Source organism: Acidimicrobiales bacterium, from assembly GCA_041394245.1.
GTDB lineage: Bacteria > Actinomycetota > Acidimicrobiia > Acidimicrobiales > Aldehydirespiratoraceae > JAJRXC01.
Map to the genome: position 1 here is coordinate 753,227 of JAWKIR010000002.1, position 24,263 is coordinate 777,489.

24 protein-coding genes are annotated in these 24,263 nt (G+C 68.4%); 11 read left to right on the forward strand and 13 right to left on the reverse strand.

Annotation, left to right across the window (positions count from 1 at the left end; translation table 11 throughout):
• Nucleotides 1-97 precede the first annotated feature (97 nt).
• A complete protein-coding gene (locus R2707_03785; protein MEZ5244193.1) occupies nucleotides 98-295 on the forward strand; it encodes an ArsC/Spx/MgsR family protein in 198 nt (65 codons plus the stop codon).
• 2 nt (nucleotides 296-297) lie between these two features.
• Here R2707_03785 and R2707_03790 read toward each other — a convergent pair whose 3' ends face one another.
• On the reverse strand, nucleotides 298-1,491 hold the full coding sequence (locus R2707_03790) for an aminotransferase class V-fold PLP-dependent enzyme (GenBank protein ID MEZ5244194.1): 1,194 nt from the start codon (nucleotides 1,489-1,491) through the stop codon (nucleotides 298-300).
• Nucleotides 1,492-1,557: 66 nt separating this feature from the next.
• Here R2707_03790 and R2707_03795 point away from each other — a divergent pair, with 66 nt between their 5' ends.
• The 3 genes from R2707_03795 to ald all read left to right on the forward strand — a co-directional run bounded on the left by R2707_03795 (nucleotide 1,558) and on the right by ald (nucleotide 7,085).
• Nucleotides 1,558-3,069 carry a 4Fe-4S dicluster domain-containing protein gene (locus R2707_03795; protein ID MEZ5244195.1) on the forward strand — a complete coding sequence of 504 codons (1,512 nt, stop codon included), beginning with the start codon at nucleotides 1,558-1,560 and terminating at the stop codon, nucleotides 3,067-3,069.
• A 9-nt stretch (nucleotides 3,070-3,078) separates the two neighbouring features.
• Nucleotides 3,079-5,904: a molybdopterin-dependent oxidoreductase gene (locus R2707_03800; GenBank protein ID MEZ5244196.1), complete on the forward strand. Its 2,826-nt coding sequence runs from the start codon at nucleotides 3,079-3,081 to the stop codon at nucleotides 5,902-5,904.
• A gap of 65 nt (nucleotides 5,905-5,969) precedes the next feature.
• The gene (gene ald / locus R2707_03805) at nucleotides 5,970-7,085 is read left to right on the forward strand and encodes an alanine dehydrogenase (protein MEZ5244197.1); all 1,116 of its coding nucleotides are present in this window, start codon (nucleotides 5,970-5,972) and stop codon (nucleotides 7,083-7,085) included.
• A 12-nt stretch (nucleotides 7,086-7,097) separates the two neighbouring features.
• Here the strand turns inward: ald and R2707_03810 are convergent, their stop codons facing one another.
• Complete coding sequence (locus tag R2707_03810) at nucleotides 7,098-7,832, reverse strand: hypothetical protein (protein MEZ5244198.1); 735 nt, start codon at nucleotides 7,830-7,832, stop codon at nucleotides 7,098-7,100.
• A gap of 40 nt (nucleotides 7,833-7,872) precedes the next feature.
• Nucleotides 7,873-9,114 carry an amidohydrolase family protein gene (locus R2707_03815; GenBank protein ID MEZ5244199.1) on the reverse strand — a complete coding sequence of 414 codons (1,242 nt, stop codon included), beginning with the start codon at nucleotides 9,112-9,114 and terminating at the stop codon, nucleotides 7,873-7,875.
• A gap of 44 nt (nucleotides 9,115-9,158) precedes the next feature.
• Between R2707_03815 and R2707_03820 the strand changes: the two genes are divergently transcribed.
• Nucleotides 9,159-9,512, forward strand: coding sequence for a hypothetical protein (locus R2707_03820; GenBank protein ID MEZ5244200.1), 354 nt, complete (start codon nucleotides 9,159-9,161; stop codon nucleotides 9,510-9,512).
• 66 nt (nucleotides 9,513-9,578) lie between these two features.
• On the opposite strand, the gene R2707_03825 is transcribed toward R2707_03820, so the two are convergent.
• From R2707_03825 to R2707_03840, 4 genes are read right to left on the reverse strand one after another with little or no spacing between them, the layout of a single operon-like run.
• On the reverse strand, nucleotides 9,579-10,787 hold the full coding sequence (locus tag R2707_03825; protein MEZ5244201.1) for an amidohydrolase family protein: 1,209 nt from the start codon (nucleotides 10,785-10,787) through the stop codon (nucleotides 9,579-9,581).
• A gap of 50 nt (nucleotides 10,788-10,837) precedes the next feature.
• A complete protein-coding gene (locus R2707_03830) occupies nucleotides 10,838-12,055 on the reverse strand; it encodes a geranylgeranyl reductase family protein (GenBank protein ID MEZ5244202.1) in 1,218 nt (405 codons plus the stop codon).
• A gap of 35 nt (nucleotides 12,056-12,090) precedes the next feature.
• Complete coding sequence (locus tag R2707_03835) at nucleotides 12,091-12,627, reverse strand: NUDIX hydrolase family protein (GenBank protein MEZ5244203.1); 537 nt, start codon at nucleotides 12,625-12,627, stop codon at nucleotides 12,091-12,093.
• Between the two features lie 53 nt (nucleotides 12,628-12,680).
• Nucleotides 12,681-13,784, reverse strand: a complete 1,104-nt coding sequence (locus tag R2707_03840) for a potassium channel family protein (protein ID MEZ5244204.1) — start codon at nucleotides 13,782-13,784, stop codon at nucleotides 12,681-12,683.
• Between the two features lie 60 nt (nucleotides 13,785-13,844).
• Between R2707_03840 and R2707_03845 the strand changes: the two genes are divergently transcribed.
• From R2707_03845 to ung, 3 genes are read left to right on the forward strand one after another with little or no spacing between them, the layout of a single operon-like run.
• Nucleotides 13,845-14,510: a TetR/AcrR family transcriptional regulator gene (locus tag R2707_03845; protein MEZ5244205.1), complete on the forward strand. Its 666-nt coding sequence runs from the start codon at nucleotides 13,845-13,847 to the stop codon at nucleotides 14,508-14,510.
• Complete coding sequence (locus R2707_03850) at nucleotides 14,507-15,481, forward strand: TauD/TfdA family dioxygenase (protein MEZ5244206.1); 975 nt, start codon at nucleotides 14,507-14,509, stop codon at nucleotides 15,479-15,481. The genes R2707_03845 and R2707_03850 overlap by 4 nt, the downstream gene beginning before the upstream one ends.
• Nucleotides 15,482-15,491: 10 nt before the next feature.
• On the forward strand, nucleotides 15,492-16,160 hold the full coding sequence (ung, locus tag R2707_03855) for a uracil-DNA glycosylase (GenBank protein ID MEZ5244207.1): 669 nt from the start codon (nucleotides 15,492-15,494) through the stop codon (nucleotides 16,158-16,160).
• Here ung and R2707_03860 read toward each other — a convergent pair.
• The 5 genes from R2707_03860 to R2707_03880 all read right to left on the reverse strand — a co-directional run bounded on the left by R2707_03860 (nucleotide 16,090) and on the right by R2707_03880 (nucleotide 20,141).
• Complete coding sequence (locus R2707_03860) at nucleotides 16,090-16,743, reverse strand: pseudouridine synthase (protein ID MEZ5244208.1); 654 nt, start codon at nucleotides 16,741-16,743, stop codon at nucleotides 16,090-16,092. The two genes, ung and R2707_03860, sit on opposite strands and share 71 nt — an antisense overlap.
• 7 nt (nucleotides 16,744-16,750) lie before the next feature.
• A complete protein-coding gene (locus R2707_03865) occupies nucleotides 16,751-17,665 on the reverse strand; it encodes a 1,4-dihydroxy-2-naphthoyl-CoA synthase (protein ID MEZ5244209.1) in 915 nt (304 codons plus the stop codon).
• 82 nt (nucleotides 17,666-17,747) lie between these two features.
• Entirely contained in the window at nucleotides 17,748-18,917 is a 1,170-nt protein-coding gene (locus tag R2707_03870) for a phosphotransferase (GenBank protein MEZ5244210.1), read from the reverse strand.
• Entirely contained in the window at nucleotides 18,866-19,732 is an 867-nt protein-coding gene (locus R2707_03875) for a hypothetical protein (protein MEZ5244211.1), read from the reverse strand. The genes R2707_03870 and R2707_03875 overlap by 52 nt, the downstream gene beginning before the upstream one ends.
• Nucleotides 19,725-20,141 (reverse strand): hypothetical protein, encoded by a 417-nt coding sequence (locus R2707_03880; GenBank protein ID MEZ5244212.1) that lies wholly within the window; start codon nucleotides 20,139-20,141, stop codon nucleotides 19,725-19,727. Before R2707_03880 ends, R2707_03875 begins: the two co-directional genes overlap by 8 nt.
• Before the next feature lie 58 nt (nucleotides 20,142-20,199).
• Between R2707_03880 and R2707_03885 the strand changes: the two genes are divergently transcribed.
• A complete protein-coding gene (locus R2707_03885; protein MEZ5244213.1) occupies nucleotides 20,200-21,360 on the forward strand; it encodes a hypothetical protein in 1,161 nt (386 codons plus the stop codon).
• Entirely contained in the window at nucleotides 21,357-21,890 is a 534-nt protein-coding gene (locus tag R2707_03890; protein ID MEZ5244214.1) for a hypothetical protein, read from the forward strand. The genes R2707_03885 and R2707_03890 overlap by 4 nt, the downstream gene beginning before the upstream one ends.
• Before the next feature lie 12 nt (nucleotides 21,891-21,902).
• Here R2707_03890 and R2707_03895 read toward each other — a convergent pair whose 3' ends face one another.
• Nucleotides 21,903-22,946 (reverse strand): LCP family protein, encoded by a 1,044-nt coding sequence (locus R2707_03895; protein MEZ5244215.1) that lies wholly within the window; start codon nucleotides 22,944-22,946, stop codon nucleotides 21,903-21,905.
• Nucleotides 22,947-23,065: 119 nt separating this feature from the next.
• Between R2707_03895 and R2707_03900 the strand changes: the two genes are divergently transcribed.
• The gene (locus R2707_03900; GenBank protein ID MEZ5244216.1) at nucleotides 23,066-24,250 is read left to right on the forward strand and encodes a peptidoglycan DD-metalloendopeptidase family protein; all 1,185 of its coding nucleotides are present in this window, start codon (nucleotides 23,066-23,068) and stop codon (nucleotides 24,248-24,250) included.
• Nucleotides 24,251-24,263 lie beyond the last annotated feature (13 nt).

Genomic DNA, 24,263 nt, shown 5'->3' on the forward strand with positions numbered 1-24,263 from the left:
CAATTGAAGCAAGGCCCGCGGGGCGGTCGCCCTGCTCGACGAACGTGGTGTCGACTACACGATCCACGACTACATCGCCGATCCGCTCGACGAGCCCATGCTTCGAGAGCTCGTCACCATGGTCGGCGGTGACCCGGCCGCCATGGTGCGGGTCGAGCTCGACGACACGTCGGTCGAGGCCGTGGTCGCGCACCTGCTCGAGCATCCCGCCGACATGCAGCGACCCATCGCCGTCCTCGGCAGCCGAGCGATCATCGGCCGGCCGTCCGAGCTCGTCCTCGAACTCCTCGCCTGACTTCAGCCGATCCGGTCGAGCGCGGTTTCCAGACGGCCGACTGCGGCATCGACGTCGACGAGCTTGTCGAGGCCGAATAGGCCGAGGCGGAAGGTGGAGAAGTCGTCGCCCTCGTCGCACATGAGCGGCACGCCGCCGGCGATCTGTAGGCCCACTGCGCCGAACTTGCTGCCGTTCTTGATCTCCGGGTCGTCGGTGTACGACACGACCACGCCGGGCGCCCCGAATCCCGGCGCAGCCACGCTGACGAAGCCTCGATCGGCGAGCATCGCCCGCACGCGGTCGCCGAGTTCCTGCTGCGCTCGCTTCACGGTGTCGAACCCGATCGCCTCGGTCTCGGCCATCACCGCCCGAAACGACGTGATGGCATCGGTCGGCATCGTTGCGTGGTACGCGTGGCCGCCGGCCTCGTAGGCCGCCATGATCTGACGCCACTTGCCCAGGTCGCAGGCAAAGCTGGTGCTCTGCGTCTCGCCCAACCGCACTCCGGCCGCCTCGTTGAGCATCACCAACGCACCGAAGGGCGAGCCCGACCAGCCCTTCTGCGGGGCGCTCACGAGCACGTCGACGCCCAGCGCCTCCATGTCGACCCAGATCGTGCCCGACGCAATGCAGTCGAGCACGAAGAGTCCGCCCACCGCGTGCGTTGCCGCGGCGACCGTGCGCACATAGTCGTCGGGCAGGATCATCCCCGACGACGTCTCGACGTGGGGCGCGAAGACCACCGCCGGGCGTTCGGTCTCGATGGCGGCGACGACCTCGTCGATCGGCGCCGGCGAGAACGGCTCCGTCGACCCGGCCTCGGCCCGGCGGGCCATCAACACCGTGTGCGACGACGGGATCGACCCCATGTCGAAGATCTGCGTCCATCGGTACGAGAAGAAGCCGTTGCGCAGTACGAGACAGTGGCGGTCGGTGGCGAACTGACGGGCCACGGCCTCCATCCCGAAGGTCCCGCTGCCGGGGACGATCGTCGCGGTGGCTGCGTTGTACACCGTCGTCAGGGTCCGGCTCACGTCGGTCATCACCGACTGGAAGCTCTGGCTCATGTGGTTGAGGGCGCGGTCGGTGTAGACGACGGAGTATTCGAGCAGTCCGTCGGGATCGACGTCGGGGCGGAGACCGGGCATCAGGTTGCTCGCTTCGCGTGCGGGTGAGACCGGGCCACCATCGCAGATCGGCGCTGCTCCTGCCATCGCGAGAATTGTCCGTACATTCGTGGCAAGCTCTCCGGTCTGACGAGGGACTCAGGAAGGGGACAGGTGACCAGGCTTGGATTCCTACTCGACAGCGACTCGTGCATCGGCTGTCACGCGTGCACGGTTGCGTGCAAGAGCGAGCACGACGTGCCGCTCGGCGTCAACCGCACGTGGGTCAAGTACATCGAGACGGGCACCTTCCCGAATGTCAGCCGCCACTTCTCGGTCATGCGCTGCAACCAGTGCGACGACGCGCCGTGCATGTCGATCTGTCCGACCAACGCCCTCTTCCGGGCCGACAACGGCGTCGTCGACTTCAACGACGACAACTGCATCGGCTGCAAGGGTTGTATGAACGCCTGCCCCTATGACGCGCTCTACATCAATCCGGCGACCAACACCGCCCACAAGTGCAACTTCTGCAACCACCGCATCGAGCAGAACCTGGAGCCCTCCTGCGTGGTGGTGTGCCCGACCAACGCGATCAAGGTCGCCGACCTCGACGACCCACTCGATCTCGCGACGAGCATCATCGCCCGGGAGGATGTCGCCGTTCGGGCCCCCGAACAGGGCACGAACCCGAAGGTGTTCTACAAGGGCGCCGACCAGGCCTCGCTCAACCCGCTGCGCACCGCCATCGCCGCCGACGGCATGATCTGGGCCGACACCACACCGGCCCACCCGACCGTGCCGACCGCCAGCCCCGGGGTGGTCGCCCGAACCGCCTACACGACTGCGCACCAGATGACGTGGAAGGAGAAGGTCTCGGGCTATCTCGTCACCAAGGCCATCGCGTCCGGCGTGATGCTGATCACCGCCCTGTTCGTCCTCATGGGGTACAGCAACGAGCAGGCGGCCGTCGGGGTCGTGCCCCCGATGGTGGCCGGAGCATTCCTGGCGCTCACCGGCGTGCTCCTCGTGGCCGACCTGAAACAGCCCAAGCGCTTCCACTACCTGATCACGAAGGGAAGCTGGGAGTCGTGGCTGGTGAAGGGCGCCTACATCCTCGCCGGCTTCGCCGTCCTCCTCGCCGCGTGGTGGGTCGCCGGCCTCGCCGACATGCACCGCACCATCGAGGTGCTGGCGATCCCGACCGCGCTGCTCGCCGCGGGAACCGCCGGCTACACCGCCTTCCTGTTCGGCCAGTGCGAAGGCCGCGATCTGTGGCAGACACCGCTGCTCCTCCCGACCCTGCTCGCTCAGACCGTGGCCGCCGGCGGTGCCACCTATTCGATCATCGATCTCTTCATGGAGATCCCCTCGGCCGACGCGGTCCACTGGGCGTTCCTCGGCGGGACGCTCGCCACCCTCGCACTCATCTGGATCGAGGCCACCTCGAGGGCCACGCCCCACGTCGAGGCCGCCCTGCACCAGATGATGCACGGCGACCATGCCCGGCGCTTCTCCTTCGGCGTCGTGGGCCTCATGGCCGGCGGCGGCGCCGCGATCACGGCGCTGCTGTCCGACGACCCCGCCCCCGGCCCCGCGGCGGTCGGCGGAGCCATCGCCCTGCTCGCCCTCTGGGCCTACGAAGACGCCTTCGTCCGCGCCGGCCAGTCCGTGCCCCTCTCCTAGGAGCCGTTGATGCCCGATCTCCAGCCGTACCCGCCGCACGAGGACTGGCACGACGTCACCTCCCTCGACGCCAAGGCCTGGCCCGCCAAGGTCGAGCAACACCACTCGCTCGTCCCGACCACCTGTTTCAACTGTGAGGCCGCCTGCGGGCTGCTGGCCCACGTCAATCACGAGACCGGCGAGATCGACAAGATCGAGGGCAACCCGCTGCACCCGGCATCCCGGGGCCGCAATTGCGCCAAGGGTCCGGCCACCCTCAACCAGATCGACGACACCGAGCGGATCCTCCATCCGATGCGACGCGTCGGAGAACGCGGTTCGGGCCAGTGGGAACGCGTCACCTGGGACGAAGCCCTCACCGACATCGGCGCGCGCATCGCCACCGCCATGGATGAGGGCCGTCGAGACGGCGTGATGTACCACGTCGGACGGCCCGGCGAGGACGGCTACGCCGACCGTGTGCTCAAGTCGTGGGGTATCGACGGCCACAACAGCCACACCAACATCTGCTCGTCCAACGCCCGCATCGGCTACCAGAGCTGGATGGGCCACGACCGGCCCTCATCGGACTTTGCCAACGCCGAGGTGATCTTCTTGATCTCGGCCCACCTCGAGGCCGGGCACTACTTCAACCCCCACGCCCAGCGGATCATGGAAGCGCAGGGAAAGGGGGCGACGGTCATCTGCGTCGACCCCCGGCTGTCCAACACCGGATCGAAGGCCGATCACTGGTTGCCGGCGTGGCCCGGCACCGAACCGTTCCTTCTCCTCACCATCGCCAAGCTACTCATCGAGCGCGGCGACTGGCAGAAGGACTTCGTGCGTCGCTGGGTGAACTGGGAGACCTACCTCTCCGAGACCCGACCCGACCTGCCGCTCGAGTTCGAGTCGCTCGAGACGGCCCTGCTCGACGCGTATGCGGACTACACGCCGGAAGCCGCCGAGGAGATCTGTGGGGTGTCGGGCGACCAGCTTCGGGAGATCGCCGAGATCATCGGGGCCCATCCCACGAAGTTCGCGTCGCACAACTGGCGGGCCGCCGGTGCCGGCAACCTCGGCGGTTGGCAGACGGCCCGGTGCCTGTTCTTCCTGAACGTGTTGACCGGTTCGGTCGCCACGGTCGGCGGCACGAGCGGCAACGGGTGGAACAAGTTCAAGCCGGCCCAGCCGAAGGGCGCGCCCCCGCTCCACGAGTGGAACGAACTCTCCTGGCCGAAGGAGTTCCCGCTCTCGTACCACGAGATGTCGATCCTGCTCCCGCACTTCCTCAACGAGGGACGCGGCACCCTCGACGTCTACTTCAGCCGGGTCTACAACCCGATCTGGACCAACCCCGACGGGTTCTCGTGGATGGAGGCACTCACCGACGAGTCGAAGGTGAAGTGTCACGTCGCCCTCACCCCGACCTGGTCGGAGACGGCATGGTTCGCCGACTACGTGCTCCCGATGGGCGTCGGCACCGAGCGCCACGACGTCGCCTCGTTCGAGACCCACAACGGCCGTTGGATCGGGTTCCGCCAGCCCGTGATGCGTCGCTATGCCGAGATCCGGGGCGAGGAGCTCGGCCCCGACACCCGCACCCACGAGTTCAACAAGGGCGAGGTGTGGGAGGAGAACGAGTTCTGGATCGATCTCTCGTGGAAGATCGACCCCGACGGGTCCCGCGGCATCCGGCAATGGTTCGAGTCCGACGAGCGACCGGGCACCCCCATCACCGTCGACGAGTACTACGGCACGATGTTCTCCCAATCGGTCCCCGGTCTCGCCGAGGCCGCCGAGGCGGCCGGGAAGACACCGCTCGAGTACATGCGCGACGTCGGTTCCTTCGCCGTCCCCGGCGACATGGTCACCCCCTACGAGCGCATCATCGGCGCCGACGTCGTGGCCGATTGCGACAAGGGCGACGACGGCGTGTTCCGCAAGCCCGGCACCATCGCCACCTGGGACGGCACCAGGGAAGGCCTCGCCGACATCTCGCTGGCCGATCTCGGCGAGGGCTCACCGGCCGTCGAGGTCGACGGTGAGATCAAGGAGGGCTTCCCGACGCCCTCCAAGAAGCTCGAGCTGTTCTCGACCACGCTCAAGGATTGGGGCTGGCCGGAATACGCGACGCCCACCTGGATCAAGAGCCACGTCCACCACCAGGACCTCGACCTCGCCGGCAACGAGCGCATTCTTCTGCCGACATTTCGTATCCCGACACTGATCCACACCCGCTCGGCCAACTCGAAGTGGCTCAACGAGATCAGCCACCGCCATCCGCTGTGGATCCATCCGTCCGACGCCGAAGCGCTCGAGATCGAGGAGAACGGCCTCGTCCGCATCACCACCCGCATCGGCCACTTCGTGATCCACGCCTGGCGGACGGAAGGCGTGCGTCCCGGCGTCGTCGCCGCGTCGCACCACATGGGTCGCTGGCGCATCGAGGAGGACGAGGCCCGTTCGTGGGGCGCCGGCAAGGCGACGATCGACCGGACCGCCGACGGCAAGTGGAAGCTCACGCGCGACCACGGCATGCGCACCTACGACTCCGATGACCCCGACACCAACCGCATCTGGTGGAACGACACCGGTGTCCACCAGAACCTGACGTTCTCGGTGCAGCCCGACCCGATCTCGGGAATGCAGTGCTGGCACCAGAAGGTGACCGTCGGTCCGGCCGAGGCCGATGACCAGTACGGCGATGTGGTGGTCGACACGGCGAAGTCCCGCGAGGCGTACCTCGACTGGATGGCCAAGACCCGCCCGGCACCCGGCCCGGGAGGCCTGCGCCGGCCCCTGTGGTATGCACGACCGTTGAAGCCGGCTGCGCCGATGTATCACCTGGGCGACTGATCGATCGGATCGACCCGAGGCCGACAGAGCGGCCCGCACGGGCGCCGTCGCGTATGCTTCGCGCCATGCGCATCGGCTGCCCGAGCGAGATCAAGACCGCCGAACGCCGCGTCGGCCTCACCCCCTCCAGCGTTCGCGAGCTCGTCGTGCATGGTCACGAGGTGGTCGTGCAGAAGGGGGCGGGCGCCGGGATCGGGGCGTCCGACCTCGACTACACGACCGCGGGAGCCTCGATCGAGCCCGATGTCGAACGCCTCTGGGCGACCACCGACATGATCGTGAAGGTGAAGGAGCCACAGGCCGAGGAGCGGGCCCGGTTGCACCCCGACCAGATCCTGTTCACCTACCTGCACCTCGCACCCGACCCGGCCCAGACGGAGGATCTCCTCACCAGCGGGGCGACCTGCATCGCCTACGAGACCGTCACCGACCCCCACGGCGGTCTGCCGCTGCTCGCGCCGATGTCACAGGTCGCAGGACGCATGTCGATCCAGGCCGGCGCGTCCGCGCTCGAATCGCCCCACGGCGGCGCCGGACTGCTGCTCGGGGGCGTCCCCGGTGTTCCTTCCGCCCGCGTCGTGGTCATCGGCGGGGGAGTGGTGGGCGAGAACGCGATCGAGATGGCGATCGGGCTCGGCGCCCAGGTCAATGTCCTCGATCGAGATCTCGACGTACTCGGCCGCCTCGCCCGCCGCTTCGGCGCCGAACTGGAAACGGTGTACTCGACGACCGCCGCACTCGAGCACCTGGTCACCAACGCCGATCTGGTCATCGGTGCCGTGCTGCTGCGCGGGGCGCGCGCGCCCAAGCTCGTCACCGCCGAGATGGTGAAACAGATGCGTCCCGGCTCGGTCCTCGTCGACGTCGCCATCGACCAGGGCGGTTGTTTCGAGACCTCACGGCCGACGACCCATGCAGAACCGACGTTCGTCGTCGACGGCGTCGTCCACTATTGCGTCGCCAACATGCCGGGTGCGGTGCCGAAGACCTCGACCTACGCACTCAACAACGCGACCCTGCCGTTCACGCTCGCCATCGCCGACAAGGGCGCCCGCCAGGCGCTGGTCGACGACGAACACCTGCGCAACGGACTCAACGTCCACCGCGGCATGCTGACCGAGCGCGAGGTCGCCGACGCCCAGGGACTCGACTACACCGACCCGCTCGTCGCGCTCGCCTGACCGGACGGCCGCTCAGTCGGAGTACTGGTACTCGCACCGCACGCCGGTGACCGTTCCCGTATCGGTGTCGACCACCGCCCAGTGGTACAACCCGGGCTCGGTGAAGAACCCCGCGTCATCGAGTGGCGGGCAATCGCTGCTCAGCGCCGGATCCGCGAGCCCGGGGAGCACGTAGCGGATGGACCCCGTGTCGATGGTGTACTCGCCGCCGCCGACACCGACGAGTCTCCCGGCGATCAGTGTCTCGTCGACCGCGTCGACCGGAACCCAGAGTCCGTCGGGGTCCGGTTCCCAGGCCCCGTCGCTCCAGAGCTCGACCATCCACGCGGCGGAGCCGTCGGCGGCGAGTCCCACGAAGACGTAGCAGCCCCGCGAGTAGCCCGGGCGGCGGGTTCCCGGAGGAGACCGCACGGTGTCGACGATGACGAGGCAGTTGTCGCTGTACTCGGTGTCGGCGTCGACCACGACCTCGCGGTCGCCGACGGTGATCACACCGGGCGCGAAGTCGGGGGACACGGTCACCACGGGGTACTGGGTCGAGGTGGAGACGTCGAGGGTGTAGCGCACCAACCAACCCCGGACGTCCGGGGCGCGAGCCCGATCCACCGGCGGGGCTGCGGTGGTTGTCGTCTCCTCGGCCGGTGGCGCCGACGTGACCGGCACCGACGACTCGGACACGACGTTGACGTCGTCCGCGCATGCTGCGGCCGCCGTCGAGAGGGCGAGGAGGAGAACCAGGACGCGCATGGATCTCAGACGCCGACGGGCGGCGCGGGGTTCCCGGCGACTACTCGGTGATGCCGAAGCGCTGGAGACCGTAGGCCTCGATGGCGTTGCCGCGCAGCACCTTGTAGCACTCGTCGGCGTTCATGCCGACGGCCGCGAACATCGAGTGGGCGACCTTGCGCGAGTGCGGGAAGGTGCCGTCGCTGTGCGGGTAGTCGGTCTCGAAGAGGATCTGATCGATGCCGACGTCCTCACGCTGCTTGAGGCCGACGAGGTCGTCGAAGATGCAGCCGTAGATGCGGCCCTTCGCGATCTCGCTCGGCAGCGGCCCGGAGCCGCCGACGCCGCCGCGCCCCTCACGGAACACGGAATCCATGCGCTCGAGCTGGAACGGCATCCAGCCGACCTGACTCTCGGCGTAGGCGATCTTGATCTTCGGGAAACGCTGGAGCGTGCCCGAGAAGACCCAGTCGACGAACGAGCCCTCGGCGTTCTGCGCGTACAGCGACATCGACGTGGCCAGCGGTGCGTCCGGAGAAGTGGTCGGCATCGACGACGACGAGCCGATGTGCATCGACACCGTGACGTCGGCCTCTTCGCACGCCTGCCACAGCACGTCCCAGTCGCCGCTGTACATCGTGGCGCAGCCGAGTTTCGACGGGTTCTCCGAGAAGGCGATGGCGTAGCTGCCCTTGTCGGCGCAGCGACGCACTTCCTCGGCGGCCAGGGCCGGGTCCCACAGCGGAACGAGCGTCAACGGGATCAGGCGGCCCTTGCCTGCCCCGCCACCCCAGTCGTCGATGATCCAGTCGTTGTAGATCTTCAGGCACTGCAGCGCGAGGTCCTTGTCGTCTCGCTCGAGGAAGCCCTGACCGCAGAAGCGGGGGAAGATGTTGGGATAGTTGATCGCCGCCTCCACATGGTTGAGGTCCATGTCCTCGAGGCGTTCCTTCTGGGAGTACGTGCCGGGTCGGAGATCCTCGTAGACGGCGGCGACGTTGCGCTGCTCCTCGCGGGGCACCCCGGCAGGCCCGTGGAGGAAACCGGTGGGTGTGACACTGTCCTCGTAGAGCCAGACGTCGCACATCTGCCCGTCGGGGTCGTTGCGCTCGAAGCCGTAGTGGCCGCCCTCGAACTTCAGCCGGACCTTCTCCTGCACGACCCGGGGACCCCGATCCCGAAGGCTCGGTGGCAACTGCTGTTGCCACAGATCCTTCGGCTCCATCACGTGATCATCCACGGAGATCATCAGGGGGAGGTCTTCTTCGGCTGGTGTGACGTTCTCGATCGACCCGGTGCTCATGTCCCCAATCTAGCGACACCACTCCCATGAGCCAGAATGCGGGCATGACATTCGACGAACCCCGCCCGCTCCGCACCGCCGGGGATCCCGACACGATCACGATCTCCGGTGCCGTCGAGAAGACGTTCACCGTCGGACGACGACCGGGCCCCCTGGCGACGCTGCTCGGCGACGCTCACCCGCAGGGCGACCACGCGACCGTTCGCTCCGGCGACGGGCTCTTCCACGCGTCGATTCCGCTGAAGATCCTGCGCCACGGCCTGGTCACCGACGACGGCCGACTCGATCTGCCCAACCCACCGACCAAGTGCTGGCTGGTGAAGGACGTCCGCGTCATCGAGGTGACCGAAGGTCGCATGGCCGACAGCCTCCCGGACGAGGAGCGAGCCAAGACCTGACCCGCTACATCGGTGTCAGACACCCGCTACACGTGTAGCGGGTGTCTGACACCGATGTGGCGGGGGTCAGACGAGGGCGCCGGCGCCCTTCAGGAGGGCCTCGTTGGGTTCGGGCGGGAGCTCGGTCAGCGGCTCGGAGATCTCGGCGTGGGTCGGGCCGTACTTCTCCGCGATCGGGGCGAGCGCGTCCAGGTCGAACCCGTAGAGCTCGGCGCAGTTGGTGCCGACGACCTTCTGGATCTCGTCAGGGGTCATGCCGGCGAAAACCTGGCGCATGTGCTCGCGTGTGAACGGGAACGTGCCCTCGCGGTGCGGATAGTCGGAGCCCCACATGAACTTGTCGATGCCGAGCTCGAGCGCGGCCGCCGCGTCCTCCGGGCCGGGCTGGCTGACACCGAGCCAACAGTTCCGCTGGAAGTACTCCGTCGCCGACCTCGGCAGGATGTGGCTCTCGTCGTACTTCAGCTCGCCGGTCCGCCCGGTCTTGCGGATCTGTTCGAGCACGGAGTCCATCCGCCGCAACATCGGCGGCAGCCACGCCGCACCCTGCTCGGTCATCACGAACTTCATGCCGGGGAAACGCTCGAACACGCCACTGAGCAGGAACTGTCCGAACGGACGGTGTGAGTAGTGGCTCACGTCCATGATGAAGAGCAGGTCGGCCGCCGGATACGGGCCGTAGTCCGGTGCGCCGGTGCCGCCGTGGAGGTTGACGATGACATCGCGCTCCTCGCACGCGGCCCAGATCGGGTCGTAGACGGGGTCGTGGAGCGGCGCGAGCCAGTCGCAGTCGGGCGGCAGGTTGGGCAGGAGCATGCCGCCCCGTAGCCCGTTGTCGGCGATCCAGTGGATGTCCTCGACCGCATCGTCGATGTCGTTGAGGAAGATCTGGCCGATCCCGGCCCGCTGCTCCGGGAACCGCTCGCAGAAGTCCTTCATCCAGCGGTTGTGGGCTCGCACGCCGGCGAGCCGCTTGGGATAATCGTCCTCCCGTGGCGGCTTCGCGAAGAGCACGAAGCTCGGGAAGAAGGGCGGAATCGTGTTGGGGAACACGACCTCGCCGATGACGCCGTCGTCCCAGAGGTCCTTGTTGCGAGCCTCGTCATCCCAGTTGCGGATCCGCCAACCGTCCTGGAGGTCGCGCCACGCGTTCTTGTAGCCGCCCCGCCACTCGTCGAACTCGTCGTGCCAGACGGGGTCGAGATACTCCCGGTACTGGGCGTGGCTTCCCCCGGCATGACAATCGGCGGAGATGATCGTGTAGTGCTCGCTCATGCCTGCCATTTTCGCCGAACCGGCCAACGCGCACCATTCGGCGCCACGGATCAGGCCGCGGCGCGGGTGCGACGCAGAAGTGGATCGGCCAACGCCAGAGTGCGGTCGGCCACGCGAAGGACACGACCTGCCGCCCCGGGCGAGTCCGCGTCGACCAGGTTGCCCATCACCTGCAGGGTGATGTCGGCGATCTTCTGGGTGCCGACTGCGACCCGCAGCCCACTGCGCAACACGAACGGGTGGCCGATCAGGAAGCTGAACCGACGACCGGTGCGCAGGAAGGCATCGAAGCGCTCTCCGATCTGGCGGTCGTACTCCGACGCCGCCGTCGCCGGGTCGGCGAGGAAGAGATCCGCTGCCAGCATCCCCGACTCGAGGCCGTAGTCGATGCCCTCGCCGTTCATCGGGTTGACGAGGCCGGCCGCGTCGCCGATCGCAACCCACCCCGGACCGTGGCGTCGCTGCACACTCATCGGGAGGCGCCAGGCCCGCGGTCGCTCGAGGTTCTCGCCGAGATCCCAGTCGTCGCGGACCAGGTCGCGATAGTTGTCGAGCAGGTTGTTGAGGTTGAGCTTCTTGAAGCCCTTCATGGTCGACAAGGCACCGACGCCGATGTTGACCGTGCCGTCGCCGGCCGGGAACATCCAGCCGTAGCCCGGCACCGGGGTGCCGTGGTCGTCCTTCAGGGTGAGGCACGCCTCGAGATTGCGGTCGGTGTGGCGGGGCGATTCGGCGTAGGTGCGGATCGCGAGCCCGAACGGCTCGTCGTCGATGCGCTGCGCGCCGAGGAGGCGAGCGACGCTGCCCGGTGCGCCGGTCGCGACGACGGTCATGTCGGCGGCCCACTTGCGTCCACCCGCCTCGACGCCGACGACACGGTCGCCGTCCATCAGCGGCATCGCCTCGGCTTCCCATTCGACCTCGGCGCCGGCCAGCTGGGCAGCGGTCATCAGATGGGCATCGAGGTGACGGCGGGGCCACACCGCTCCGTTGGGAGCGAAGCGACCGTTGTCGGGCCAGGGCAGTTCCCGGCGTGTCCTTCCCGCGATCATGCGCAGGCCGTCGATCCGATGCGAGCCGCTCATGTCGATCTCGAGCTGGTTGAGCGCATGGACCGCCCGCGGTGTGAGTCCGTCGCCGCACACCTTGTCGCGGCCGGGCGCGGCCTTCTCGAACACGCGGACCGTGGCGCCCGCCCGTGCCGCGCGGATCGCTGCTGCTGCGCCCGCAGGCCCGGCACCGATGACGACGATGTCGCGGTGTTCCATGGGCGCCAGTCTCGCCGACCGCGGGGGAGAACCCTCTACGGGAGCTGACAAACGTGCGCGAGCGCCAGGCGCAGGAGTCGGTCGTGGCCGCCCGTCATCTCCTCGCGCACCTCGGGGCTCGCGGCCTCGGCCGGCGTGACCCAGGTCAGGTCGAGCGAATCTCTCGACGGCTGTGCTTCGCCCTCGATGGGCACCACATAGGCGAGACTCACGGCGTGCTGGCGAGGGTCGTGGTAGCCCGACACCGTCGGATCGGGGAAGTACTCGGCGACCGTGAACGGCGTCGGATTCGCCGGGATACGCGGGAATGCCATGGCCCCGAGATCCTTCTCCAGATGCCGCATCAACGCGTTGCGGATCCGCTCGCCGAACCGGATGCGACCGGTGACCAGCGCACGGCTCACGGTCCCGTCGGGCATGGCTCGCAGCAACAGGCCGATGTGGGTGACCTCGCCCAGGTCGTCGACGCGCACCGGTACCGCGTCGACATAGACCATGGGGACGCGGCCGCGGACGGTCTCGAGATCCTCGTCGGACAGCCAGGCGTTTGCAGTCTCAGTGATGTCGCTCACGGCGAGAGTCTCGCGCTCGCGAGGCGCCCGTACGGGGACCGATACCGGAGCGGCTACGCGTCGCGTTCCCGCACGCCGGTCGACCGTTGGTGACCGACCACATGGCCCCAGAATCCTCTCGGCGCCACCAGTTCGTCGATCAGGTATTCCATGCGGGGGGCATAGAGATTCCGCAGCGCCGCCGTGCGTTGTCGGGCCTCGGCGAACGGCACGAGGGCGAACCCGTGGTCGGCGAGTTCGCGGTACATGAGCGCGAACAGGCCGTCGCCGGTGCCATCGCCATCGTCGGGGTCCGTCTCCGCGGACACGAGCGCCGACTCGTAGCCCGTCAGGTCGTGGCCCTCGGTGAGTTCCTCGAAGAGCCGGGCGGACCGCCGCAGACACCAGTAGGGCTCCCGGTCGTCGGCCCCCTCGATGACCTGACAGACGAGCGCGGCGTCGCTGATGAGTCCGAGCGCGGTGATCCAGTTCTGCCCGGCGTGTTTGGAGCGGAACAGCATCAGCATGGGGAAGGCCGTGTGGGTCTCGATCACTCCTGCGATCCAGTCCTCCCACTCCTGGAAGTACGACCGCAGGGTGGCGACGTCGGCGTCGGGGGATCGAGCGATGATCAGGCTCTGCGGCGTGATCCGACCCTCGTTGCCGTCATCGAGCGTCATCAGCTTGCGCTCATGCTCGCTGTAGGCGCTGTAGAGCGCAGGCAGATAGCCGATGACCAGCGCCGTGGTGAGCACCCCGCTGAACGCCTCGATCAGTGCACCGAACCGGGGGATCTCCTCGGTGGGGACGACCTCGCCGAAGCCCAGCGTGAAGTAGACGACACCGGAGTAGTACATGTCGTCCACCAGCGTCTCGGCTCCGCTGATGCCTCCGAGACCCCACCAGATCAGACCGAAGCCGATGATCTGTTGCACGACCCACAGGGTCAGCAGCAGGAGTACCGACACCGGGGCGTAGACGCCGAGGAACTGTTCACGTCGGCGCTCGGTCTCGATCCGGAGCGCGATCGCCCGCACGATCTTCCACGAGCGCCCGTAGAGCTGCATCGTCAACCAGAAGCGCCGCCGGTTCGTCTGGGTCGCGACCAGGGTGTTGACGAGATCGGCAAGCACCGTGATGACAAGGATGATGCCGAGGACGATGGCGAGCGTGTGCATCCGGTCGCGATCCTAGAGCGTCTTGACCGCCGCCGAATATACGGCGTATATTGACGCCGGATGTCGACGACGACCGCACCGGCGACCGGCCTACAACCGGAGGAGATCGTCGAGGTCGCGCGCCGGCTGATCTCCGAGCACGGTCTGGAATGGTTCTCCATGCGCAAGCTCGCTGCCGCGCTCGATGTCAACCCGATGACCGTCTACCTGCGCTTCGACAGCAAGGACGATCTGCTCGACGCCGTGGCCCGCCAGAGCCTGACCGCCGTCGATCTGCCCGAGCTCGGCGACGGACCGTGGGAGGACCGGGCGACGGCATTGTGCGTCACGCTCCGGGCGCACCTCCTGGCCGACCGGAATCTGCTGTCCCTCTACGCCACCGCGAACCGGATGTCGGGCGCGGTGCTGCAGACGGTCGAGCGAGGACTCCTCCTCGTGGAGGAGATCGGGTACCGCGGCGACGACGCCGTGACCGCATTCCGTGCGCTGTTCTGGCACACGGTCGGGTTCACGCTCGTCCACCACAACCACGAGTCCTTCCCGGCCGACCGACCCGGCGGACTCGGCGACGTGATCGAATCCCTCGATGCGGCGACACACCCCGCGTTCGCCCGCCACCTGCTGTCGTTCACGGCCGTCGACGGTGATGCCCTGTTCGCCCATACCACCCGACTGGTGGTCGCCGGTCTGCGCGGCGCCGCCCAGCAATCAACGGAGAAGCCATGACCACGACGGAAAACCACGACACGGTCGAGGCCGGAACCTCCGATCCGGCCGGCAACGTCACCCCCGGACGGATCCACATCGAACGGTTCGGGATGTCGCTGGGTCCGTGGCTGCACCTCGCCGACGAACGCCATCGCCTCGCCAACCCGCAGTTCGACCACATCTCGGTCATCCCGCGGGGCGCAACCCTCGGGGCCGAGATCGGAGGCGTCGACCTCACCACCGACCTGTCCGACGCCCAGATCGCCGACATCGTCCGGGCTCTCGCCGACTACAAGGTCGTCTACTTCCGCGACCAGCCGATCACGTCGGCACAACACGTCGCCTTCGCCCGCCGCTTCGGCGATCTGGAGATCCACCCGTTCATCACCGGCAACCAGGACCACCCGGAGCTGGTCCGCTTCGAAAAGGGTGCCGACACCGGTGGCTTCGAGAACGGCTGGCACCACGACGTCACCTGGCGCGAGGTGCCCTCGATGGGTGCGATCCTCCACGCGATCCAGGTCCCGCCGACCGGAGGCGACACGCTGTTCTCCGACATGGGCGCGGCCTACGACGGCCTCACCGACGAGTGGAAGCAGCGCATCGAGGGGATGCACGCCATCCACGACTACATGCTCGCCTTCTCGGCCCAGGTGCCCGACGACAAGAAGGACGAGATGCGCGCCCGGTACCCACTCGTGCGCCATCCGGTCGTGCGGACGCATCCCGTCACCGGGCGCAAGCTGATCTTCGTCAACGGCTACTTCACGTCGCACATCGAGGGCCTCGACGACGCAGAGAGCCGCGAGGTCATCACCCACCTGATCGCGCAGGCCGGCGTGCTCGAGTACCAGTTCCGCCTGACCTGGGAACCCGACACCGTCGTCTTCTGGGACAACGCCGCCGTTCAGCACTATGCGGCAAGCGACTACTACCCCGACATCCGCATCATGGAGCGCGCGAGCGTCGTCGGTTCCCGTCCCGTCTAGCGTCGTCCGAATGGCGGCGACCACCGACTGGAACCCCGTCCTGCGAGGCGAGTTCGACAAGCCCTACTGGAGCCGACTCATGGAGTTCGTCGCGCGGGAACGGGCGAGCCACGAGGTGTACCCGCCCCACGACGATGTGTTCGCCGCGCTGCACCTGACCCCGTTGGCCGACGTCAAGGCGGTCATCCTCGGCCAGGACCCCTACCACGGTCCGGGGCAGGCCCACGGCCTCTGCTTCAGCGTGCGGCCCGGAGTCCGTGTGCCGCCCTCGCTGCAGAACATCCACAAGGAGCTCCACGACGACCTCGGCGTGCCGATACCCGACCACGGCAATCTCGAGGTCTGGGCCCGTCAAGGTGTCCTGCTGCTCAACACGACGCTCACCGTCCGTGCCCACGAAGCCGCCAGCCATCAACGCCAGGGATGGGAGACGTTCACGGACGAGGTCATCAACGCCGTCAACGCGAAGACCGACCGCGTGGTCTTCATCCTGTGGGGCTCGGCGGCGCGCAAGAAGGCGGCGCTCGTCGATCGCCGCCACCATGTGATCGAGTCACCGCATCCGTCACCGCTGTCGGCACATCGCGGCTTCTTCGGGAGCCGGCCGTTCAGCCGCGCGAACGCCGCCCTCGTGGAGGCCGGGCGGACCCCCGTCGACTGGATGATCCCGACGCGCTGAGCGACGCACGGAGCGCATCGCGTTCGCCGTCGGTCAGGGGCTGCCATTCGCCGGGGGAGAGGCCGTCGAGCCCGATCGGACCGATCCGCTCCCGCACCAGCCGCAGCGTCGGATGGCCGACCGCCGCCGTCATCCTTCGAACCTGGCGATTCCTTCCCTCGGTCAGCGTGAGCCGGATCCACCGGTCCGGAACGGTCTGACGAACCCTGATCGGGGGGACGCGTTCGGGCAGGTCAGGGGCATCGTCGAGCAGCTCTACGGTCGCCGGTCGGCTCCGTCCGTCCTTGAGATCGACGCCCCGTGCCAGCCGATCGAGCGCGGCGGCCGTCGGGATGCCCTCGACCTGGACCAGATAGGTGCGGGGATGCCCGATGTCGGGCCGCATCAACTGTGTCCGGAGGGCCTTTCCCCTGGTCAGGAGCAACATGCCTTCGCTGTCGCGGTCGAGTCGACCTGCCGCATAGACGTCGGGCACGTCGATGTGATCGGCCAGGGTCGCTCGTCCGTCGCGATCGGTGAACGCCGTCATCACCCCGTACGGCTTCCAGAACCGCAGCACGAGATCGGGGTCGACGGAGGTCACACGCCTCCTAGAAGTACCAGGGGAAGGCCGACCAGTCCGGCGGTCGCTTCTCCAGGAAGGCATCGCGACCCTCGATCGCCTCGTCGGTCATGTAGGCCAGCCGAGTGGCCTCGCCGGCGAACACCTGCTGACCCACCAGCCCGTCGTCGATGAGGTTCATGGCGAACTTCGCCATTCGCTGACCCGTGGGGGACTTGGCGTTGATCTCCGCGGCCCATTCGAGCGCGGTCGCCTCGAGCTCGGCGTGGGGGATCGCGGCGTTGCACATTCCCATCGCAACCGCCTCGTCGGCGGAGTAATCGCGCCCGAGGAAGAAGATCTCCCGCGCCCGTTTCTGGCCGATCTGGCGAGCGAGGTAGGCCGAACCGAAGCCGCCGTCGAAGCTGGCGACATCGGTGTCGGTCTGCTTGAAGATCGCGTGCTCGGCGCTGGCGAGGGTGAGATCGCAGGTCACATGCAGGCTGTGGCCACCGCCGACGGCCCAGCCGGGAACCACCGCGATCACGATCTTCGGCATGGTGCGGATCAGCCGCTGGACCTCGAGGATGTGGAGCCGGGCCGCCCTGGCGGGGTCGACCGTGTCGGCGGTCTCGCCCTCCGCGTACTGGTAGCCGGCCCTGCCACGGATGCGCTGGTCGCCGCCGGAGCAGAAGGCCCACCCGCCGTCCCTGGGCGACGGGCCGTTGCCGGTGAGCAGCACACACCCGACATCGCTGGTCATCCGGGCGTGGTCGAGGCAGCGATAGAGCTCGTCGACCGTGTGGGGACGGAAGGCGTTGCGGACCTCCGGACGGTGGAACGCGATCCGCACCGTCCCCTGGTCGACGGCCCGGTGATAGGTGATGTCGGTCAGATCGTCGAATCCGACGACATCACGCCACCGGCTCGGGTCGAAGGTCTCGGAAACGTCGTTCGCCGTCATGCGTGGTGCACCGTCATGGGGGTCGCCCTTCCTGCAGGTCGACACGGATGGCGTGCCGACTGCCGCCGCACGTTAGCGACGCTCAGGCGGCGATGCGCCCGAGGCGGCCGTCGAGGCGAGTGACCATCTTGTCCACGAGATCCCGCCCCCGAGCATCGCCCATGTCGAGCAACTCCACCGCGGTGAGCGAGCCGAGCACGACCATCAGGCCGTCCTCGTAGTCGACGAGGAACCGGTCGTACGGGTAGTCGTCGACGCCCGCGGCGACGAGTGCCGTGTGGTAGCGAGCCAGCAGCGCATCGACCTCGGACTCGGTGACCTCGGGCTCGACCGAGCCGGCGATGAAGTACGCCACGTCGACCACGGCCGGACCGATGCGGGTCAGCTGCCAGTCGATCAACGCCGTCACGTCGTCGCCGGCGAAGAAGATGTTGTCGAGCCGAAGATCGCCGTGCACGAGGCATTGCGGCAGGTCACGATGGATCCGGCGACCTCGCTCGATGCCGTCGATCCCCATCCGATCGAGCAGCGTCTTCATGTGCGGGCTCACGTGTTTGCCCTCGCTCTTCAGGAACTTCTTGCGGGTACCCAGGAAGCTCGCCTGGAAGATCTTCGGTGCCACGCCGCCCGAGACGAGCCACGGGCCCGGATCGGGCGCCTTGTCGCCCCATGTCGCGGCATGGACACCGGCGGCGGCTTCGAGCACCCGCCCGACTCGTTCCAGCGACGCGCCGGCGACCTGGTCACCGATCTCGGCGGGAGCCAGATCCTCGAGGAGCAGCACGCTGGCCCGTGGTGTGGGGGTCACGAACCGCTGGAGCACCCAGGTGACGAAACGCAGGAACCAGACGGGCAGCCGCTCGAGCTTCTCGATCGCGTCCATCTGCTTCTCCCAATCGGGATTCGCGTCGACGTCGGCGTAGTAGAGCGACGGCACCGGCGCGCCGAGGGCCGGCAGGACCTCCTGGTACATGCGGACCTCCCGTTCGTACACGCCGAGCAACTCCGAACCGCTGCGGTTGTCGTTGGCCGACGTGGGGATCTTGGCCACCATCGTCGCCGGACCATCGCCGCCTTCGTAGCGCACGGTGAGGCGGGCCAGATCCCCGGTGAAGCCTTCCCCGGTGCCGAGTACCACGGCCTCGCATGCGACCACCCTGGTTGCCGCGTCGATCACGGCGCCGGCCCGGAGCGCTCCCGTCAGCCAGTCGGGATGGATGTCGTCGAGACTCTTCGGAATCGTCCTGTCCATGCCGAGACCGTAGCCCCGAGTCGTTCCACGGGAAGAAGAGGCGCCAAGGCGATCCCGAGCAGGTGATAGGGGAACAGGATGGCCATGAACACCAAGATGGCGACATGGAAGGCCCAGGCCGCGCCACTCCAGACCAGCGCCACACGTCCCCGCATGAGGGCGAGCGGTGCCCCGAGCTCGACGAGCATCGTCATGACCGCCGCCGGGGCGAGCAACCACCCCTGCCGAAGGATCCATCCGGCGAAGGGCGACGCGGTGTCGCCCAGCACCTCCTTGCGCGCGTTGTCGAACGCGATCTGGTGCCGCAGCACATCGCCGTCGATCCACGCCGACCCGCTGATGCGCAGCTTTGCCACTCCCGCGAGGAAGTAGGTACCGACCGTGAGCACCGCCATTGCGTCGACCGCCCATGTGCGGTCGCGGTCGCGGCCAACGGCCCGCACGCGTGCGACGAACGGCGCCGCGGCAAGCACGGCGAGGTGCAACGCGACCAGGTTCTCGGTGTGGAGGAGGTGACCCCACGAGTTGCGGTAAGTCGTGAGGAACAAGAAGCCGGCCGCCGCGATCGGGCCGCTCACCATCTCCCGTCGACCCAACGCGAGCAGTGTCGCGGCAACAGGAGTGACGAGCACCGCGACGACCACGATCGGGTCGGCCACCGGGCCGTCGAGGAACGCCAGCGGACCGACCGGATCGAAGCGCCGCGGCGCGAAGTCGAACGTGTCGAACGCCGCCGGCCCCCGCACCAGCGCCCAGATCGCCGCATAGCCGGCGATCAGCACCCGCAGCACCGAGTAGCGCGTGAACTCACGCACCGCCACACTCCGCGTGGACCTCGATGGCGATCGGCGGTGCACCATCGGCGACGAGATCGATCACGTCGTGCAACTCCGTCTGCACCCGGGCCCGCCGACCTGCGCCCAGACGGTCGGCAACCTCCGCGCAGAGCGCATCGACCTGGCCGTCGCGCACCGCACGACTCACGGTGACCGCCGTGAGCACGAGCTCGTCGGTTCCGGCGATCAGCTCCGGCGAGAGGCGCGCCGTGGTCCCGTCGCCGAGAACCTCGACCACCGTCGGGATCCGGTGCTCGTCGCCACGATCCGTCGCGAACATCGGGTAGGTCGACAGGGGATAGGTGTCGCTCTGAGGAGACCGGACGAGCGGCGAGAGGACGACCATCGCGGCGAGGCCGAGGAGCAGCAGGCGAACGGACCGGGGCACGCCAGCATCGTAGGAGGTGGAACGCGGGCGCTAGGTTTCGGCCGTGCACGGGTTGGGGATGCGTCTCGCGAGAGCGGCGGCCGGGTGGATACTCGTCGCCGGCGTCGTCGCCGTTGCGGTCCACCCCGAACGCTGTCGGCGACCGACCGACGAGGAACTCCGCACCGCCGCCGGGCTCGCCGTCGACTGGTTCGCGGACAACATCGGAGCCGATGGACGCTTCGTGTACCGCTACGACCGCGATCGCGCCGTGGAGGAGCCCGGCTACAACGACACGCGCCACGCGGGCGTGATGTGGTCGCTGTGGCAGGCCGAGGCCGACGGCATCCCCGGCGCCGGCGACGTGGCCGAGAAGGCGTTCGACTACGTGTCGTCCCGTATCCAGGACACCGTCATCGGGCCGGTGTTCGGTGTCGGGAGTCGCCCCGGGAGCGGGTCGACCGGTCTGCTCGTCGCTGCCCTCGACGAGCGCCGCGTGGCGACCGGACGCACCGACCTCGACGAACTGCTCGTCGACCTCGGCCACACGCTGGTCGGTGTCGTCAACGACGACGGCAGCGTGAGCGCCGACATCGGCGTCGAGTCGGGGCCCGGCCCCACCCGGTCGCCCTTCTTCACCGGTGAGGTGATGTGGGCCCTCGCCCGGCTCCATCTGGGGTTCCCCGACGAGGGTTTCGACGAGCCGGCCCTTCGGGTCCGCCGCTATCTCGTGGCCGATCGCGACCGGGTCGAGTCGCCCTGGCCGCCGGTGTCGGACCACTGGGGCGCCTATGCCTTCGAGACCATGGACCGCTGGCCCGACCCGCCCGCGATCACCGCGGCGGAGGAGGAGTGGCGGTCGCGTCAACTCGGACTGTTCAGCCTCCAGGTCCGCTACGAGTCCCAACGCCAGGGGGGGATCACCCGGATGACGCGTGGGCCGATCGCACTCGCCGCCGGCGTCGGGACGCTGGGGGAGGGGCTCGGCAACCACATCCTGCAACTCCAGCGCAACGGTACGCGCACAGCCGACCTCAGCGCCTTGAGGGAGCGAGCCGATTGCGCCGCCGGGCTTCTCGTCGATCGCCAGGTGAGCCCACTCGACGGCGAGGACGACACCCACCCCGAGCGCACGACCGGTGCCTGGTTCCGGCTCGGCGACACACAGATGGACGACCAGCAGCACGCGCTCAGTGCGCTACTCCTGCTGCTCGACACCCGACATGGAGCCGACCCATGACCCTCACCCTGCTCGTTCTGGCGATGATCGCGGCGGCCAACCCGTTCCGAGCGTTGGCGGCCCGCCCTGCCGCCCCGAGGTACGAGGTCGTGGTCGCCGCAATGGCGACCACCGGCGCGCTCGCCCTCTTCAGCGCGGCTGTGTCCGACCCGCTCCTCGATCTCGTCGACGTGACGGGACCGAGTGCGCGCATCGCGGCCGGCATCGCGCTGTTGGTCGTCGCGCTCAAGGACGTCTTCGTGGCACCGCCGCAGGCCGAACCCGGCCTCCGGGGGAGGCGGGGCGGCGTGATCCCCCTCGCGTTCCCGGTCATCTTCAGCCCGGCACTGGCCCTTCTGGTGCTGGCCGGAACGGCCGAACGCGGGGTGGCGGTCGCCCTCGCAGCGGTAGCGATCGCGATGGTGCCGGTCGCACTGGTGCTCGTGTTCGGGTCCGCCCCGACCCGAGTACGGGCGATGACATCGTTCACCGGCGCACTCGGAGCCGGGGTCGCCGCGCTGGTCGTCCTCGACGGTGTCTACGCGATCTGAACGCCGCCGGAGTCAGCCGAACTCGGCGAGCAATGGCGCAGCCGCCGCCTGGTCCAACAGGAGCACGTCGGCGCCGCCGTCGGTGAAGAAGCGCGTGGTGGGAAGCGTCGCCGTTGCCGGGTCGGCGCCCCGGATCGTCAGACCCAGCGACATCACCGTCCGGATACCGAGATCGTCGTCGACTCGCACAGTCCCTGCGACACCGTCGAGCGCACCGAGCAACGTGAACGGATTGCGGGTGTCGCCGAGCTCGGCGAACACCGCCGACAGGAATGCCTGCTGCCGGGCGACCCGGCCCAGGTCGGCCGTCGGATCGCGCCGTTCGACCCCGTCGATGATCTCGGTGTAGGCGCGGGAACGGACATAGGCGAGCGCCTGGGAGGCATCGAGTTCGTTGATGCCCGCAGTCGGCAACGAGAGGCCCGACTTCGGATCGTACGCGGGATACGGCACGTCGATCGCGACCGTGCCCAGCGCATCGACGAGGGAGAGGAACCCTGCGAAGTCCACCTCGAGGTAGTGGTCGATGCCGATTCCCAACTGGTCCTGGACGGTGCGGATCAACAGCTCCGGACCGCCGACAGCGAACGCTGAGTTGATCCGGCGGTTGGTGCCGTCGACGGGTACCCACAGATCCCGGGGAATCGCGAGCAGGCGAACGTCGTCGCCGTCGACCCTGAGCACGGCGATCGTGTCGGTCCGTTCGCCCTCGGCACCGAAGATGACGCCGGCGTTCTCCACATCGGCATCGACACCCTCGCGGGAGTCGGTCCCGACCACGAGGTAGTTCGTCGCGCCGGTGCTCCCGACCATCACGTCCGACAGCTCGAGCTTCTCGACCCCGGCCCAGGTCCACCATGCGGACCCGGCGAGGTAGAGCGGCACGAGCGCCACCACGGCCAGCAGGCCCACGACCCACGGCCAGCGACGCCGCCGTGGGCGCGGGCGCGGTGGCGGGCCGGTCGGCGCGCCGCCGTCGGCGATCTGTGCGGGGGCGACGGATGCCGCGTCGGCGGGAACGTGGAACGACCGAGGGTCGAGCGCTGGGCCTTCCATCCCCACAGTCCACCACGAGCGGGCGCCGGATACGCCGCATGACGGTGACACTTCTGTCACAACGTGGGCGGGTACCCTTGCGTTCGCGTGCCGATCGGGCCAGGCCGCACGACTTTGCCATGCACCGACACCAGCCTTTCTCCTCCGCCCCACGATTCCGAGCCGGCCTCGTGGCCCTCGCCGTGGTGGCCACGATCGCGGTCGTGGCGCCGGTCGCCGCCCAGGACGACGAATCCATCGGCGACATCCGGCGGGAGCGGGAAGAAGCGCGCGACGCCGAGGCCGCGGCGCTGGAGGAACTCGAACTCCTCGAGCTGGAGGACGAACGCGTCGCGGAGATCCTCGCCGAGATCCAGGCCGCGGTCGACAACCAGGCCGCCCAGGTCCAGGCCGCTCGTCTGCAGCTGAGCGATGCCGAGGCCGAGGTCGAGGCCCGTACCACCGCTGCGTTGGACGCCGCCGATGCCATCGTCGTGACCCGAGCCGCCATCGAGGACCGAGCGGTCGACGCCTTCGTGGGCACGAATCGCGAGGCCGAGCCGTGGCTCACCTCGTCGGACCTGAACCGCACCGCCATCCGCCTGTCGATGCTCGACTTCGCCGCCGGCTCCGATCGGGATCTCCTCGACGAGCTGCGCACCATCCAGGCAGCCCGCGAAGACCACCTGAAGGCCGGTGAAGAGGCCCGGGCCGAAGCGGACCGGCTCCGTCTCGTTCTCGAGAGCGAGCTCGCCGAGCTCGAGGCCCGCCGCGAGATCCAGGCCGACATCCAGGCCGAGCTCCAGACGCGGATCGACGAGTGGCAGCGCGAAGCCGATCAGCGAGCCATCGAAGCCGAGGAGCTCACCGAACTCATCAAGGAGAAGCAGGCGGAGGCGCTCGGCTTCGAACCCGGCGACCCGGGGGCGGCCTCACTAGAGGGCTTCATCATGCCGACCCAGGGTTCACCGGGATCCGGCTTCGGCCTGCGCGTCCATCCGATCTTCAACACGACCCGCATGCACTCCGGTGTCGACATCGGTGCACCATCCGGGCAAGCGGTATGGGCGGCGAAGGAAGGCCGGGTGATCTTCGCCGGCCGCAAGGGCGGCTACGGCAACGCCGTGATCGTGCAGCACGAGGGCAACGTCGCCACCCTCTATGCCCACCTGAGTGCGTTCGAGACCAGCGAAGGCGACTGGGTCGACACCGGCGAAGTCATCGGTCTCGTCGGCTCGACGGGGTGGAGCACCGGACCCCACCTCCATTTCGAGACCCGGGTCGACGGCGTACCCAAGGACCCGTTGCTCTTCCTTCCGGGCTGACCCGGCGGCCGGG